The 17,876-nt window shown below is 41.1% G+C and carries 13 protein-coding genes; all 13 read right to left on the bottom strand.

What is annotated here, in order from left to right:
• Window positions 1-58 precede the first annotated feature (58 nt).
• Window positions 59-1,222 carry a radical SAM family heme chaperone HemW gene (gene hemW / locus CKV62_RS04425; RefSeq protein ID WP_231968384.1) on the bottom strand — a complete coding sequence of 388 codons (1,164 nt, stop codon included), beginning with the start codon at window positions 1,220-1,222 and terminating at the stop codon, window positions 59-61.
• 25 nt (window positions 1,223-1,247) lie between these two features.
• A complete protein-coding gene (gene lepA / locus CKV62_RS04420) occupies window positions 1,248-3,047 on the bottom strand; it encodes a translation elongation factor 4 (RefSeq protein ID WP_095065873.1) in 1,800 nt (599 codons plus the stop codon).
• Between the two features lie 38 nt (window positions 3,048-3,085).
• Window positions 3,086-4,147, bottom strand: a complete 1,062-nt coding sequence (mnmA, locus tag CKV62_RS04415; RefSeq protein ID WP_095065872.1) for a tRNA 2-thiouridine(34) synthase MnmA — start codon at window positions 4,145-4,147, stop codon at window positions 3,086-3,088.
• Between the two features lie 199 nt (window positions 4,148-4,346).
• On the bottom strand, window positions 4,347-5,585 hold the full coding sequence (locus CKV62_RS04410; protein ID WP_095065871.1) for a methionine gamma-lyase family protein: 1,239 nt from the start codon (window positions 5,583-5,585) through the stop codon (window positions 4,347-4,349).
• On the bottom strand, window positions 5,582-6,511 hold the full coding sequence (gene miaA / locus CKV62_RS04405; RefSeq protein ID WP_095065870.1) for a tRNA (adenosine(37)-N6)-dimethylallyltransferase MiaA: 930 nt from the start codon (window positions 6,509-6,511) through the stop codon (window positions 5,582-5,584). The genes CKV62_RS04410 and miaA overlap by 4 nt, the downstream gene beginning before the upstream one ends.
• On the bottom strand, window positions 6,508-7,323 hold the full coding sequence (locus CKV62_RS04400) for a class I SAM-dependent methyltransferase (RefSeq protein WP_095065869.1): 816 nt from the start codon (window positions 7,321-7,323) through the stop codon (window positions 6,508-6,510). The genes miaA and CKV62_RS04400 overlap by 4 nt, the downstream gene beginning before the upstream one ends.
• A 1-nt stretch (window position 7,324) precedes the next feature.
• Entirely contained in the window at window positions 7,325-9,313 is a 1,989-nt protein-coding gene (gene mutL, locus CKV62_RS04395) for a DNA mismatch repair endonuclease MutL (RefSeq protein ID WP_095065868.1), read from the bottom strand.
• Entirely contained in the window at window positions 9,313-11,934 is a 2,622-nt protein-coding gene (gene mutS, locus CKV62_RS04390; protein ID WP_095065867.1) for a DNA mismatch repair protein MutS, read from the bottom strand. The genes mutL and mutS overlap by 1 nt, the downstream gene beginning before the upstream one ends.
• 26 nt (window positions 11,935-11,960) lie before the next feature.
• Window positions 11,961-12,761, bottom strand: coding sequence for a class I SAM-dependent methyltransferase (locus CKV62_RS04385; protein ID WP_095065866.1), 801 nt, complete (start codon window positions 12,759-12,761; stop codon window positions 11,961-11,963).
• Window positions 12,762-12,997: 236 nt separating this feature from the next.
• On the bottom strand, window positions 12,998-14,311 hold the full coding sequence (gene miaB, locus CKV62_RS04380; RefSeq protein ID WP_095065865.1) for a tRNA (N6-isopentenyl adenosine(37)-C2)-methylthiotransferase MiaB: 1,314 nt from the start codon (window positions 14,309-14,311) through the stop codon (window positions 12,998-13,000).
• Between the two features lie 8 nt (window positions 14,312-14,319).
• Entirely contained in the window at window positions 14,320-15,198 is an 879-nt protein-coding gene (locus CKV62_RS04375; RefSeq protein ID WP_095065864.1) for an Asp23/Gls24 family envelope stress response protein, read from the bottom strand.
• A 15-nt stretch (window positions 15,199-15,213) separates the two neighbouring features.
• Window positions 15,214-16,041 (bottom strand): PHP domain-containing protein, encoded by an 828-nt coding sequence (locus CKV62_RS04370; protein WP_095065862.1) that lies wholly within the window; start codon window positions 16,039-16,041, stop codon window positions 15,214-15,216.
• A 115-nt stretch (window positions 16,042-16,156) separates the two neighbouring features.
• Window positions 16,157-17,875, bottom strand: a complete 1,719-nt coding sequence (locus tag CKV62_RS04365) for a proline--tRNA ligase (RefSeq protein ID WP_095065861.1) — start codon at window positions 17,873-17,875, stop codon at window positions 16,157-16,159.
• Window position 17,876 lies beyond the last annotated feature (1 nt).

Here is a 17,876-nt window from a genome sequence, read left to right as displayed (position 1 = left end):
TCATCATCATCCTATTAATCCTAACATATCAGATTTTGAGAATCTGTGAGAAAAGGCATTATTCACGAATAAATTGACTAAAAACATAATTCCCGTGCTTTGCACCTTCAGGCGTCAAATGATAGGCACCATGATGAAAGTTCATCAATCCTTTAGCAACTAATTCATCTATGCTCGGTCCAAATAAATTTCGCACAGAAATACCAAAATGATCCTTAAATAACTGCTCATCAAGGCCCCATTTTGTTCGAAGTGCAAGAAAACAAAAATCCTCCTGCGCTCGTTCAATAGATATGTCGTCCGTTTCGACAATCGGCATTTCATATCGATCGACCAATTGAATATACGGCATGACATTGCGGTTGTTACTTCGTCGCACGCCATCATAAAAGGAGTGTGCACCGGCACCAAAACCTAAGTAATCTATATAGTGCCAATATTTTAAATTATGGCGACTGTACGATCCGCTTTTAGCAAAATTAGAAATTTCATAGCGTTCAAATCCGAGCTCACATAGACCTGTCATCATAGCATCATACATGGATTCATCTATACTTTCATCGGGTATAGAAATCAAGTTCCTTTTTACGAGATGATACAAATACGTCCCCACCTCAATTTGAAGTCCATAGGTTGAAATGTGGTTAATCGGTAAATCTCGAACGATTTCTAAGTTTCGCTGAACATCGGCCACCGTCTGATTCGGCAATCCATAAATGAGATCAATATTGATATCCTCAAAATCGGCATTCTTCGCATCCTGTACGACCTGTACGGCCTTCTCCGCCGTATGACTGCGATGCAACCATATAAGAGCCTTATCATCAAAGGTTTGAATACCGAAGCTGATACGGTTAAAGCCGAGATTGACAAGCTTAGTTAGATATGTTAAATCAACTTCTCCAGGGTTCGCCTCTATGGTCATATGGCAGGGATCTGTAAGGGTAAAAGTATGACGTATTTTATCTAAAATTATTTTTAACTGATCTATGGATAATTCCGTCGGTGTCCCTCCACCAAAATAAATTGTATCGATAGGACGAAATTTCGATTCAGGATGCACATTAGCCCACAAGTCGATTTCCTGCACGAGAGCATATACATATGTCTCATAATAATCCTGTAAATTTTGATATGCAGGGAAATCACAATAAATACACTTCTGTTTACAAAAAGGGATATGGACATACAGCCCCATATCCCCTATTGTAGACAGATCCATAGTTTTTGAATCTGTTTGTATCATATTAATCCTCAACCTTGAGTATAGCCATAAATGCTTCTTGTGGAATCTCAACGGATCCGACGGATTTCATCCGTTTTTTACCGGCTTTTTGTTTTTCCAATAATTTACGCTTACGTGAAATGTCGCCGCCGTAACATTTCGCGAGCACGTCTTTTCGCCATGCTTTCACCGTCTCACGAGCCACAATTTTCGTACCTACTGCAGCCTGAATCGGAATTTCAAACATTTGACGCGGAATGAGTTCCTTCAGTTTTTCCGCTAATGCACGCCCTCGTGTAGCCGCTCTGTCCTTATGCACAATAATGGACAACGCATCAACAGGATCACCATTTAATAGAATATCCATCTTAACCATCGGCGACTGCTTGTAACCGATTAATTCATAGTCAAGAGAGGCATAGCCCTTCGTAGCGGATTTTAATTTATCGAAATAATCATAAATGATTTCACTCAACGGCAGATGATAAACGACGGACACACGTGTCTCATCAAGATACTCCATCGATTGATACTCGCCGCGTTTATCTTGGGACAATTCCATAATAGTACCGACGAAATCTTTAGGAACAATTGTTGTAGCCTTAACATATGGTTCCTCAATATAATCGATTTCAGTTGGAGGCGGCAGTTTCGCAGGATTATCTACTTCAATCATTTCTCCGTCTGTCTTGTATACCTTGTAATTTACAGACGGCGCCGTAGTAATAAGGGATAAATTATATTCACGCTCCAGACGTTCTTGAATAACATCCATGTGCAACAACCCGAGGAAACCGCAACGGAATCCGAAGCCGAGCGCCAATGACGTCTCCGCTTCATATTCCAAAGCGGCATCATTGAGCTGTAATTTTTCTAATGCATCACGAAGGTTTTCATAATCCTTGGAGTCCGTCGGATATAAGCCGCAATATACCATGGATACGGCCTTGCGATATCCCGGCAACGGTTCCGGTGCCGGATTATCCGCCAATGTAACAGTATCACCCACATGACAGTCCGCAACATTTTTAATGCTCGCCGCAATACATCCTACAGAGCCGCACGGTAATTCTTGTACAGGCACGAGATTCGGCGTAAATATACCAAGCTCAGTTACATCAAAGTCCTTCTTGTCATGCATCATGCGAATTGTATCTTTGGTCTTAATAGCCCCCTCTTTAACCCGTACATATGCAATAGCACCCTTATACGAATCAAAACGACTGTCAAAGATTAATGCCCGTGTCGGTTCATCCGATTTATCCGGTGGAGCCGGTACCTTATTGACGATAGCCTCTAAAATATCGGGAATACCAATACCGGATTTTGCGGAGCAGAGTACGGCTTCAGATGCATCCAGACCGATTATATCTTCGATTTCCTGTTTTACCCGATCAGGGTCGGCCGACGGCAGATCAATCTTATTGATTACAGGAATGATTTCCAAATCATGCTCTAATGCAAGATATACGTTTGCCAACGTTTGAGCCTCTACGCCCTGTGCGGCATCCACAACCAGCAATGCTCCTTCACAAGCCGCAAGAGACCGTGATACTTCATAACTGAAATCCACATGACCCGGCGTATCGATCAGATTGAGAATATATTCGTCGCCATCGTGCGCTTTATACAAAATACGTACGGATTGGGCTTTAATTGTAATGCCGCGTTCCCGTTCCAGATCCATGGAGTCCAAAACTTGTGCCTCCATTTCACGTTTTTGCAGTGTGCCCGTATATTCAATTAATCTGTCGGCGATGGTGGACTTACCATGATCAATATGGGCGATAATACAAAAGTTACGAATGTGTTTCGTTGACATAATCTATTATACAAATCCCGAGATTTGTATACTCCTTTCTAACATACCTGATCGATAACAGCACCTCCCAGTAATTGGGTGCCGTTATAAAAGACTACAGACTGTCCCGGCGTGATAGCCCGTTGCGGTTCTTCAAAGACGACCTCCATCATATCATTATCCAGGATTCGTGCTTTACAAGGTGATGGATTAGCAGCGTAACGAATCTTTCCTTCCGCCTTTAATTCCTTATGAATCGTATCATCCAGGAAATTATAAAATTTACAGAGCATACGATTGGTAAAGAGTCGCTCATTAGGGCCTACGATAACTTCGTTTCGTTCACCGTTAAAACCGATAACGTATAGAGGATGCTTATAAGCGATGCCGAGTCCCTTACGCTGCCCGATGGTGTAGTTAAATAAACCTGTATGCTTACCTAATACCTCTCCATCTTCGGTAACGATATTGCCGATTTTCAGTTTTTCTTTCATTTCCTCTACCACAAGTTTTTGATAATTTCCGTGAGGCAAAAAACAAATATCAACACTATCCGGTTTCTTTGCAACCGGTAAATCAAATTCTTCGGCCATCTTGCGGGTTTCTGTCTTACATTGCCCCCCTAAAGGAAACATGAGATGACTCAAAATGCGCTGGTTCATATTATACAATACATAACTCTGGTCCTTTGTAGGATCTATGCCCTTATGTAATTCATATAAACCAGTCGATTCATTATAGTTAACCTGTGCATAATGGCCTGTCACCATGTGTGTCGCACCCAGTTCAATAGCACGATTGAGCATTAAATCAAACTTGATATTTTTATTGCAAAATACACAAGGATTCGGCGTGCGTCCGTAAGAGTATTCTTTTACAAAATAATCAACCACATTGTCGTAAAATACATCTCTTGCATCGATTACATGATGCTCGATACCAAGAAAATCACACATTTTCTTGGCGTCCGTAACAGCTAGAGGCACCGAATCATAAGGGGTTCCGCTCACCCACAACCAAAGGGTGATGCCAAATACTTTATAGCCTTGTTTCAGCAGCATGGCAGCCGTCAAAGAACTGTCCACACCACCGCTCATAGCTACAGCGATAACTTTTTCCATACTTTCTCCTTTTAATGATCTGTTGATCATAAAACGATCAGGGTGAAAGCCTGACGTGTAAAAACACTAGTTCGGTGTAAAAGTCCGAGTAGTATCACTATAAAATCATAGTAATTTATATTATAGCTCAGAAACAGGTATATTGAAAAGATTTGAAATAAAAGAACCCCTCCCCATATAGAGAAAGAGATTCTTTAGATTATCTATGTTTCAACAATTCTTCTGCGGCGCCTAAAATACCGAGCATGGAATGTTCAAATACTAGTCCGCCTTGCATAAAAATTGTATATGGAGGTCGAACGGGACCGTCTGCACTCAACTCTATGGAAGATCCCTGTACAAATGTACCGCCGGCCATGATAATTTTATCTTCATAGCCCGGCATATCGCCCGGAATGGGATACACATGAGCATCTACAGGAGAATACGCCTGCATACCGCGGCAAAACTGTTCCATTTCCTTCCCGTTATTCAAGTTGATAGCCTGAATCAAATCATAACGATTCGAATTTACCTTTGGAAATACGTCGTAACCGAGCAGTTCACCTACAGCGGCGGTATATACGGCACCTTTTAGCGCCTGCAAGACCACATGAGGGGCCATGAATAATCCCTGGAAGAACAATCGATATCCCGGCGTATAAGAACCCATATGGTCTCCAAGACCCGGTGCCGTCAATTGATATGCCGCATCCTCTACTAAATCCGTACGGCCTACGATATAACCTCCTGTCGGAGCCAAACCGCCACCAGCATTTTTAATGAGCGACCCAGCCATGATATCGGCGCCAACCTCTAACGGCTCTTGTAACTCTGTGAATTCTCCATAACAATTGTCGACAAAGCAAATTGTTTTCGGATTCTTTTCTTTTACAGCATCTACAATAATCTTAATGTCCGCCACAGATAAAGGTTCTCGCGTACTGTAACCGCGAGATCGTTGAATGACGACAACACGCGTATTGTCATTAACCGCATTTGTGATGGCTACAACATCATAAGTATTATCCTTCAAAGGAACCTCAGTATAAGTAAAGCCTTTTTCAATCAGAGAGCCTCTAACTACACGGATAGAGCCTATAACCGACTGCATCGTATCATAAGGAGCCCCTACAGCATAAATGAATTCCGTACCATTCGATCCATTCCCCATCAACGCCATCAACGTTGTGGCCAATGCATGTGTACCGGATACAAAGTGAGGCCGTACAATGGCTTTTTCACCTTTAAATACATAGGCAAATACCTCATCCAGTTTTTCTCGGCCCACATCGTTATAGCCGTACCCTGTAGTTCCGTTAAAATGATAATCAGATACTTGGCATTCTTTAAAGGCTTCCAATATTTTTTTTGTATTCGCCAATGCGATAGGTTCAAATTTTTTAAACTCCGGTTCAGCCATTTCAAGGGCTTTGGTGCGTATTTCTTCTAATGTCATACTAATCCTTCTCTATGAATTAATTCCATAGCTGTATTAAAAATATAATCCTTAGACGTCGTATCATTTATATGAATCCATTGGATATATGGCATCCGCTTATACCATGTAATTTGTCGTTTTGCAAAATGGCGTGTATTTTTTTTGATTAACTCCCGACAAATATCGAGTGTAATAGACCCATTTAAATATTCGACGACCTCTTTATAGCCGATGCCTTTGAAAGCTTGACAGATGGGATTTACACCGCTTTCCACCAACCGCTGCACTTCATCGACAAGGCCTACGTCAAACATCATATCGACGCGTAAGTTAATGCGTTCATATAATTCATCACGATTGCGCATAAGTCCTATAACAGGACCCTTATAAGACAATCCGTCTTTAGTCTGGTTGCGTAAAGACTCCTCATCACCATGATGTAATATTTCTATGGACCGATATAAACGATGCTTATCCGTATACATAATCTCAATGTGATGGGCTTCGCCCAATTGTCGAGCGTACCTACGCAGACCTTCAATACCCTCTCGCTCATAAAGTTCATCTAATGAAGCTCGTAATGATTCATCAGGCTTTACATCATTAAAATTATAATTTTCTAATAATGACTGCACATATAAGCCTGTTCCACCTGACAGAATCGGTAAAATCTTACGAGAAGATAACTCATCGATAATATGTCGTGCCTGACTCTGGAACATTGATACCGAATAAGAGTCATCGGGCTCGAGAATATCGATTAAATGATGTCTTACGCGATGTAACTCCTGAGCAGACGGTTTTGCCGTACCGATATTTAACTGTTTATATACTTGATAGGCATCTCCAGAAATGACTTCTCCATGCAATGCAACCGCTAAATCTAAAGTGAGATCTGTTTTTCCTACCGCTGTAGGCCCTACGATGGTAATTAATGGATTCACACTGTCTCCTTTATATATACGCCATAACCGATACGACTGTATTTTCCGCCAATCCATTGATCCGGTGGATATAATTGAAAGATAGAACTGAAAGGTCGCTCCTTAATAATAAAACCGTATTTAGCGATACGCATAGCTTCATCTATGATAGACTTTGTAATCGCGCTTTCTACCGTATGTCCCCGCAACGGCTTAAATTGTGGACTATCCTCAACAGGCACTTCAAACATGGGATCAAAATAAAGAATATCTACAGCATTATCCTTTAACGTAGGCAGGTACTCCTCAAAAGATGCATGATGCATCGAAATTCGACGTAGCGCCGCCGTCACCTCCACCTGCCTATGCTCATAGTGGCTCAGTCCATAGGATGTTGATAACCATATGGGTAATGATGCTTCTAAACACGAAATATGAGCATAGGGAAATCCGTAACTTAAGACAATGCTGTCACTGCCAAGCCCCGCTGTACAGTCTAATAAACTGAACGTTGAAAGCATAGATACGGGGTTTAACGCTGTCAAAATAGATTGCACAGCATTAATCAGATGATCTCCTTCCCCCCTCTGTATGCGTAAAATACGTAATTGAGCCATGGACAGATGAAATGTATGATGTTGAGAAGGCGAAAAATATATAGTCAGTCCGTCTCCGGACAAAACAGCGATATAATCTGGGTGATACGCTTCAAAAAGCTGTATCATCGACGATTTATTCCGTTTTACATAAATCATAGGAATAGAGGAAGCCAAACGCTTAGCTTCCTCCTGAATGAAACCATTTGATTTTTGTGATGTGGTAATGATATTCATATTAAGACCGCAAAAACAATTTCCCTAACTCATCGGGTGTAAACTTGATAATCGTAGGACGCCCGTGAGGACATACATACGGCTTTTCCGTATTAAATAAATCCTCAATCAATGTCGCCATCTGATACATGTTCAGATTATGTCCCGATTTGATCGCACCTCTACAGGAAGCATAGGCTAGCATTTCATGTCGTAGCTGTGCCTTTGTAGGCTTTTGATGATCATGCAGATACGAAAATACATATTGTAAAATCTCAAATGCTTTCGACTCCACCAAATCAACAGGGGATCCTACCAATTTAATCTGTGCAGGTCCTCCCAGCTCCACATCAAAACCTAAATCGAGTAATACGTCCCGCTCCTCTTCCACGAGCGTCATATCATCCTCTGTAGCCTCCTGCAGCTGAGGAACAAGGATAGATTGCATAGGGATCGCTTCCGATGATTTACATAATTTATCATAACGGATTCGCTCGTGTGCGGCATGCTGATCTATAATATAAAGATCATCGCCTTTTTTAGCCAAAATATAGCAGGAAGCGACTTGTCCCATAGGTAAAAATCCGGAGTTCTGAATAATTCGCTCCGATTGATTCGTTTCCATCATATCCTGTTTCAGGGATTTGAATTTCTCCACATCCTCCGCCGTATAACTGGTATAGGCGGCTGGAACGGAGTTAAACGTATCATCCCTAAATGTTTCCTGTTCATATGTAGACTTTGGAGGTGGCGGCGTAAAGCCGTGACTCTTTAAAGAGTCTACAAACTGTGAGGTTTCATCGCGCATTACCTCATAACCTTTATTGCGACGACCGCCAAAAACCTTATCATACTCTACGGGTGTAGCGATATGTTCGGCAGACTGCATATCATCTCTCACCATCGTTTCCGATTGATACGAATCATAAGTACTTTTACCATGAGTATTGGCAGTACTTTCACCATTCGCATCAATGGACCCCGGCATATAGGAAGAAGATTCCCGTTCATACCGTTGATGCAGAGGATTATTCAATGCATTAAGAATAGCATGATAAACAGCTTTGAATATTAATTTTTCATCAGAAAATTTTACTTCGCTTTTACGAGGATGCACATTGATATCCACCATATCAGCCGGTACAGTAATATGAAGCACGACTAGGGGATAACCGTTTTTCGGTAACAACGCATGGTATGCATTATCGATAGCCTTCATAATGGTCTTGTCGGATATGACACGATTATTGACGATAATAGTCTGCCACAGTCGCGTACTCTTTAACAATGTGGGCTTACTAACAACACCGTCAATATAGATAGAGTCGCTTTCATAGGCAACAGAAAACACATCATCCTTCGTTTTATAACCGTAAAGGGCCGCCACGGTATCGATTATATTACCATTGCCGGGCGTTATAATGGACACCCGGTCATCGATGGTAAGTTTAAAGGATATATGAGAATTACTGAGGGCTAATTTACCGACAATATCCTGAATTTTAGATGATTCGGTGCGCTCTGTTTTGAGAAATTTACGTCGTGCCGGCGTGTTATAAAACAAATCCTTGATTTCAATAGTCGTTCCCGGTGCCGCACCATAGGGAATGCAGTCCGTGAAAGTTCCGCCGTCCACGGTAATACGCGTGCCCAATTCGTCATCAGCTTTACGCGTAATCAACGAAAAATGAGAAACCGATGCGATGCTGGCTAACGCTTCACCTCTAAACCCTAAAGAAGCGATATCGAAGAGATCCTCCACCTGCTGAATCTTGGACGTCGCATGACGTAAGATAGCCAATCGCGCATCCTCTTCGGTCATACCGATACCGTTATCGGTAATACGCATATAGGAAACACCGCCATCTCCGATTTCAATCTCTATATTCGTCGCCGATGCATCGATAGAATTCTCGATAAGCTCTTTTATGACGGAAGCAGGACGTTCAACGACTTCACCTGCGGCTATTTTATTGATTGTCTTTTCATCCAGTACATGAATGGTCGGCATTATTTACCGCCTCCTTTGCGAGCCTCCTCTTGTAGCTGATATAGTATATTCAACGCTTCAATCGGAGTCATGCTCATCACATCTAAATCAAGTAAGCTGTCTACCACGGAATGAGTAAATAGATTCCCCGTCGCCTGTTCACTTACCTGTTTTACGACATTGGAAGCTTGCGGTATAATCACGCGTTGATTCAAATCATTGGCATCGTTACTCTGATCCTCTAGAGAGGCAAGAATAACTTCAGCCCGTTTCAGCACGGAATTCGGTAATCCCGCCAATCTGGCCACGTGGATACCGTAACTGCGATCGGCACCACCTCTGATAATACGACGCAAAAAGGCAACATCTTTCCCCTTTTCCTTAACCGCAACCGTATAATTTTTCAATTTACTATAGGTTTCCTCTAAGGTGATAAGCTCATGGTAATGCGTAGCAAACAGCGTCTTACCATGTATGTGCTTACATATATGTTCAACGACGGCTTGAGCAATACTTAATCCGTCAAAGGTACTCGTACCACGGCCTATCTCATCAAGGATAATAAGACTATTAGAGGTAGCATTTTCTAAAATATAGGCAACCTCTTTCATTTCCACCATGAAAGTACTTTGACCCGTAGAAATATCATCGCTGGCACCTACGCGTGTGAAAATTCTGTCTACAGGTGAAATAGATGCCTCCCGAGCGGGGATAAACGAACCGATCTGCGCCATGATCATCAAGATGGCGACTTGTCTCATATAGGTGGATTTACCGGCCATATTAGGACCTGTAATCAACAGAAATTCTTCATCATCATGATTTAATACCACATCATTCGGTACAAAAACCTCACGCTTTAAAAATTTCTCGATTACCGGATGCCGTCCATCGCGAATATTGATCTGCCCGTTCATTGCTAACGTCGGACAAATATAATTTTCTTCGTACCCCACCAATGCTAAAGAACAGAGCACATCTAAATCCGCCAAAGCTCGTGCCGTCTCTTGTATATCCTTGATAACCGCCTTAATCTGTTCTCGTAAGTCCTGATATAACCGGTGTTCGAGAGCGATCATCTTTTCCTTTGCGCTGAGGATTTTAATTTCAAACTCCTTAAGTTCCGGTGTAATATACCGTTCCGCATTAGATAGTGTCTGCTTACGAATAAAATAATCCGGCACCTGTTCGGATTTATTATGAGATACTTCAAAATAATAACCGAAGACCTTATTATAACCGGTCTTTATTTTGGAAAGTCCCGTTGCAGCCTTGATGTCCTCTTCCATCTTGGATAGCCACTTTTGACTGTCTGTAGTCAACGAACGTAATTCATCCAGCTCTTCATTATATCCGTCTTTTATAACGCGCCCTTCTTTTAGTGTAAGAGCCGGCTGCTCCGCTATGGCATTATATAGTAAATCATATAATTCACGATGATTTTGAATGCGTTCATTAATAGATGTCAACGCTAAACTGGAGCAAATGCCCAATGTATTTTTTAAATCCGGCAATACGGCTAACGATTCCCGTAAAGCAGTCAAATCCCGTGGCGATACGGAACCCGTTTCCACGCGACCTACAATGCGTTCAAAATCATAAATACAGTCGAGCTTACTGCGCAAATCTGTCCGTTCACCTCCACGAGTGATCAGTTCTGAAATAGCGGATTGTCGACGTTGAATTTGATTTATATCCGTCAAGGGACTTTCAAGCCATTGTTTTAACAGACGAGCTCCCATCGGTGTAAGGGTTCTGTCCAATACATCAAGCAAGGTTCCCTTCTGACCGCCGTCGCGAAGATTGTGCGTAATTTCCAAATGGTGCAATGAGGATGTATCTAGGATAAGTCGATTACCTACACTCAGCTGATGTACATAATTGATATGAGAAATCGGAGATTTGATGACATCCTGCAGGTATAGCAACATATACCCCAATGCTTCCCATACATCTTCTTCCATCAGGCCCAAATCGCCAAAATGGGCTACCGCCTGTTCCGCTACTTCCCGCTGTGTATGATAGGTGGAAAACGGAGAAAATACAACATGACTGAATTGATTACCGATAAAGTCTCGAATTTCTCGAGGTAATTCGCTACCTTCAGGCAAAATGATTTCCGTAGGTCTATACATGCTCAGAGCATCATACATATCACTCTTTTTATCGGATTCAGTAATGCGATGCCAAATGACTTCACCGGTTGATACATCGGAAAAAACGAGAACCCACGAATCTTTTACCATATAAAATAAAGCTAAAAAGTTATTGGCCCGTGCATCATTGGCATTTTCTGTCATGACCGTCCCCGGCGTAATAACTTTTATGACATCCCGTTTTACAATGCCCTTAGCCGCTTTAGGATCCTCCAGCTGCTCACAAATAGCTACCTTATAACCTTTTTTAACCAACGTCTCTATATAGCTTTCAGCAGCATGAAAAGGAACGCCACACATCGGTGTGCGTTCCTCATCGCCCGTAGAACGTCCCGTTAACGTTATATTCAATTCTCGAGATGCTAACAAAGCATCATCATTAAACAATTCGTAAAAGTCACCTAACCGAAAGAACAGAAGTTCATCTTTATATCTCGATTTGATATCAAGATACTGTTCCATCATGGGTGTCTGTTTTTTACTCATATTCACCTCATATATTATGAGTCATATCACATATTCCGCTTATATTTATATATACCCAATCGATTATTAACAAAATAAATAAAAGGATACAACAATTTATAAACTACAGGGGCCAGAGACAACATACTTCCTGTAAAATTAATCAGCCCAGTCTGTTTAAGTTTAGGATTCATATCCACAATTTCATGGCCGTCCTTTGTGCCCCACTGAAAAGAAACATCCATTTTACTGAGCATATCATGTTGTTTTGTATGCTTAGCCACATAAGGAGAGATCATATCCAGATATAACGTGAATTCCGAAAAAGAATCGGTCAATAAGGTCAAAAATCGTGTCATTTCATCCGGTGAAAGATACATGACTACGCCTTCACTGACAAGCAGCAGCTTACGTCCGTTTATTTCAATTTTCCCAGTCCATGAATCATCAGTTATGGAACTTACCAGATTATGCACCCGTTCATAAGGATCAAAAAAATGTGTGCGTGCCTCAATCACTCCCGCAAAATCGATATTATACCAATCAATATAACCGTTGTCGACTCGATAAAACATAGTGTCTAAACCGGCTCCTAATGATACGACGATACAATCCGGATATAGAGATATAAATTTTCGTATCTCCTCATCGATTACCTTCGCCCGTCCTAAAATTCCGTAATAGGACATCTTAACATCTTTAAATTGATCAAAATCAAAATCTATTTCTTTTAAAATATCCCATGATTTTTTATCTTTCAATACGGATTGTTCGGACTCGTAATCTCTTGCTCGCGCATACAGCGTCAATAAGGCCGTTTCACCTACAGCGTTTAAATCCAATTTCATAGTTACACCTTCTTTATAGAAAATACGATATCTAAATGGTGTTCATACCTATGAAAATCATCAATATACAACTTTTATACTACTCTATTATTATAACACACATAATTTCCAATCATCACCTACATACAATAAAAAAGAGAACATCGCCACCACATGTAGTACCATTAGAACGTAAATTTTATAATCTAACGTTACACATGAAACAACGAGGACGAGTTCTCTTTAACTTCGACAGTTTATTTTACGATGCTTCCGTAGCAAACCCATGTTTGAGCTTTATCAATATGAGCGGAAACGGTATCACCGATTCTCAATGATTCATCTTTTGAAAAGAGAACCATTTTATTACCTGATGTGCGTCCGAACCACATGGTTTCATCCTTTGCACTAGGACCTTCTACAATGATATCAAATACCTTACCTTCCATTTCTTTATTTAACTCTAAAGAAATTTCATTCTGTATATCCATCAATTTTTGTAGACGCACGCGTTTCACTTCTTCCGGTACCTGTTCATCCATGGTCGCAGCAGGCGTACCGGAACGTTTCGAGTATATAAATGTATACGCCATATCATAGCGAATATCTTGTAATAACTCTAATGTTTGTTCAAAATCCTCATCGGTTTCACCCGGAAAGCCTACAATAATATCGGTAGTAATTACGATATCTCTAATTTTCTCTCTGCAGTATTGTAAAAGTTCTTTATAATGCTCAACCGTGTAATGACGATTCATTTTCTGCAAAATTCGATTGGAACCGGATTGAATCGGCAGATGTAGATGTGTTACCACATTACTTGAACGGCCTAACGCATCAATCATAGATTTCGTCATGTCCTGAGGGTGGCTCGTCATATACCGAATACGCTCTATGCCAGGAATACCGTCTAACGCATCTATGAGTGTTCCGAAATCAGTACCGTCTTTAAAATCCAAACCGTAGGAATTCACATTTTGCCCGAGTAATGTAATCTCTTTGAATCCTTTTTGTCCTAACTCCGTCACTTCTTTTACGATTGCAGATACGGGACGACTGATTTCTCGACCTCTGACATGAGGAACAATACAATATGTACAAAATTTATTGCATCCGTTCATTATAGGAACCCAAGCAAAAAATGTACCGTTAGGTTTAGCTTGTAACTCCGGTAAGACCGTATTATCCATATCAACATTGATTTGATGCGCATGAGTGCGTTCCACTTCGACAATCATTTCGTTAATATGGCGGATATTATGTGTCCCCAGTACGATGTCAATATGAGGTGCCCGTTTAAACATATCCGCCTGATTTTTCTGAGCCATACATCCGGTAATAGCGATTATTAAATTTTTATTTTTCGCTTTTAAATGCTTTAATTCACCGATACGACCGTACACCTTCGTTTCCGCAGTCTCCCGAACAGCACAGGTATTCAATATGATCAAATCCGCCTGTTCCACATCATCAGTAGGAATATAGCCTACTGACTCCAACTGATGTGCCAGCCGCTCCGAATCCGCCGTATTCATTTGACAACCGTAAGTATAAATATAGTATGACTTCATTCCAACTCCTACATATGTTTTATAATTTTCCGTTTTGTTTCTACAATATTCTTCACTTTGATGGACATTCGCTCGATAGACATACCGGTAATATATTCAATCTCATTGCGTACGGACTTTTGCACCTGTTGCATCAGATTCTTAACGGGATACCCGTGTTCAATGACAACGGCCATATCCAAAACGAGTCCGTTCTGTCCTTTATTGCTCTTTTTGAAAGAAATATCACTGGATTCATCAACACCGGCAACTTTTTTAATACCGTTTCGAATCAGTTTGATAATCACATCATCATCGAATGTCAGGCGTCCGTAATAACTGAAAGCCGGACGTACGACAGACCGTTCAAAGCCTTCAGACCCGATTTGTCCCAATGTATCCTGATCCTGTCTTTTCAAGGTTCGACGGCGCCACATTGTCTTAATCGGATCTATAAGATATCCTTTGAAATGAGGTTTAAGCTCCATCGTCGGAACTGGAATAATATGCTTGCCCTCCTTTAAACGCGCATGTTGAGCGCGCTCTATTTCCTTCGGGGTCGCCACATCTTCAATGCGTATATAACGGTCCGGATCCTGTAACCCCAAAGCCTTCGTTATTTTTTTCACCATATTATCAGATGTGCCGATAATCATTAATTTATTCGGATTGATTTTATCCAGTTGATCACGAACAGACTTCACCTGCACAGGATCCTGGAATATAGCGCGTCGTACCGCTTTCAGACGACTTGATTCCTTTTTAGCGGAAAACCCTGCCACAATTTTATTATCATGAATTAAAATACCATCATCGATGATGCATTCTATTTTATTTTCATGGGCTAGAACAAGTGCACGATGACTCTTGCCTGTCCCGCTGCTGCCAACAAATGCAATGACTTCCATACTTTACCTCGGTATTTATAATAAATCTATAAACTTGGACACACTTTCACTATCGACCACAAAATCACCTAACTGTGCAGGAGGTTTACCTTGAATGCCATGATAATCCGAGCCGCCTGTAATAAATAGATGGCGTTCCATTGCCAAAGCCTTATATTTCGATTCATCCGTACTATCGTGCTTAGAATGGTATACCTCAATACCGTTAAAATCAAACGCTAACAACTCTGCAACATAATCATCGTTACGGATTAGCTTCGGATGAGCCATAACAGCTAAGCCCCCCGCTGTATGAATAATATCGATAATCTTTGGAACTTCAATCTTAACCTTAGGTATATAGCAGGGACTGTCCTTATGTAAAACGGTGGAAAAGACTTCGTTAATATCCTTTGCATATCCATTATCGATGAGTAGTTGACCTATATGTGGTCGCCCATATGCCCGAGCATGAGGAAATGTGTTTTCTAGCATGTCCATCGTAATATGATAACCGGCCCTGTTACAACGTTGAATCATCTTTTCAACGCGCGAAGCTCTTTCAGCTTTCACATAATTGATAAACTGCAGAAGTTTCTCATCGGTCTCATCAAAACGATATCCTAAAATATGAATATCTTTACCTTTATAATTACCGCTGAACTCACAGCCTGTAATAATCTTTATAGATTGTGCAGAATCCCATTTTTTCTGAGCATCACGCAACATCATGATTCCATCTATTTCATCATGATCTGTTAAGGATATCATCGATAGATTAGAAGCTAAACTATGACGAAATAAAGATTCCGGAGCTTCAACCCCGTCTGAAAATGTGGAATGCATATGAAAATCAACTAACATACATGCCTCCCATTATAATTACCTTATTAATTAATTATGACTGATTCCTATAATTAATTCAAGAAGAGGAAAAAATTGCGATTCCAATGAATATTCATCGAAATCGCAATTTTAATTATAAATCTTGCAGTAATTCGGTCACCTTAGATGTAACCATACCGATAGCACAAGTAATAGTTTCACCTGACTTACGAATTTGAATCTCCACTTCATCATTTTCTACGGTACTCTTACTTACCGTAATACGCAATGGATAACCGATGAGGTCCGCATCTTTAAACTTGACACCGGCCCGATCCTTTCGATCATCTAATAATACGTCTACATCGGCTTGATGCAAAGCATCATAAATTCTCTGACTTGCCTCCATCAAAACCGAATCCTTCGCATTAATAGGCACGATAACGGTTTCAAACGGTGCAATGGCACGCGGCCAGATGATACCGTTTTCATCATGATATTGTTCTATAGCCGCCGCCAATGTACGGGATACTCCGATACCATAACAACCCATAACCATCGGATTTGGTCGACCGTTTTGATCCAGGAATGTAGCTTGCAACGCTTCAGAATACTTTGTGCCTAATTTAAAAACTTGTCCTACTTCAATGCCTTTAGCATGTTCCAAAGTACCGCCGCAACAAGGACATACATCATCGTCTGTAATCAAACGAATTGGAGCGATGATGATATCATCCACATCAAAATCTCGTTTTGGATTGATATTGATATAATGTGCATCCTTTTTATTAGCGCCGCCACACACATTATATGTTTCCATAACGGACTCATCCACAACGATAGCAAAATCATCAGATTGGTGTAATCCTACAGGACTTATAAAGCCGGCCGTCAAACCTGCTTTTTCAAGTTCTTCCGGCGTAGCCATTTCCGGTTCCACCGTACCGAGCACAGCATGTTGAACCGCAATTTCATTAACCTCATGATCGCCTCGGACGATAGCTAGAACAACCTTTCCGTCAATTGAAAATACCACGGCTTTAATCGTTTTCTCCAACGGCAGATTAAGCATATCCGCAACAGCTTCAATAGTACTAGCATGAGGAGTATCCACAGTTTCGAGATCCTTATATGCTTCTTCATCCTGCTTCATAACACCCGGTTTACCGATTTCTATATTGGCCGCATAGTCACAAGCTGTACAATACACGATGTCCGCTTCACCGGCATCGGCAATAGCCATAAATTCATGAGTCCCGCTACCGCCGATAGCACCACTATCCGCCTCAACCGGACGGAACGTAAGACCGCAGCGGTTAAAAATGTTCATGTATGCGTCATACATGGATTTATAGGATTCATCAAGACCTTTTTCATCTATATCAAAGGAGTAGGCATCCTTCATAATAAATTCGCGACTGCGCATCAAACCATATCTGGGACGACGTTCATCTCGGAACTTACTCTGAATCTGATATAAGTTTACAGGTAATTGACGATATGAATTAATTTCGTTTTTTACTAGAGTTGTAATCATTTCTTCATGAGTCGGTCCCAAGCAGTATTCATTTTCATGGCGATCATGGATGCGCATCATTTCCGCACCATATGCTTTCCATCGACCGGACTCTTTCCAAATCTCAGCCGGCTGCAAAATAGGCATCATAATTTCCTGTGCGTTAGCACGATCCATTTCTTCTCTTACAATAGCCTCGATTTTTTTTATACTTCTCCACCCTAATGGTAAAAAGCTATATAAACCGCTGGCCGTTTTCCGAATAAAGCCCGCTCTCAACATTAACTGTTGACTCACCACGTCTGCATCAGCCGGAACTTCACGTAATGTAGGCGCATACAATTTACTGGCTAACATA

Source organism: Veillonella rodentium, from assembly GCF_900187285.1.
GTDB lineage: Bacteria > Bacillota > Negativicutes > Veillonellales > Veillonellaceae > Veillonella > Veillonella rodentium.
This window is presented reverse-complemented; position numbering and strand designations above follow the sequence as displayed.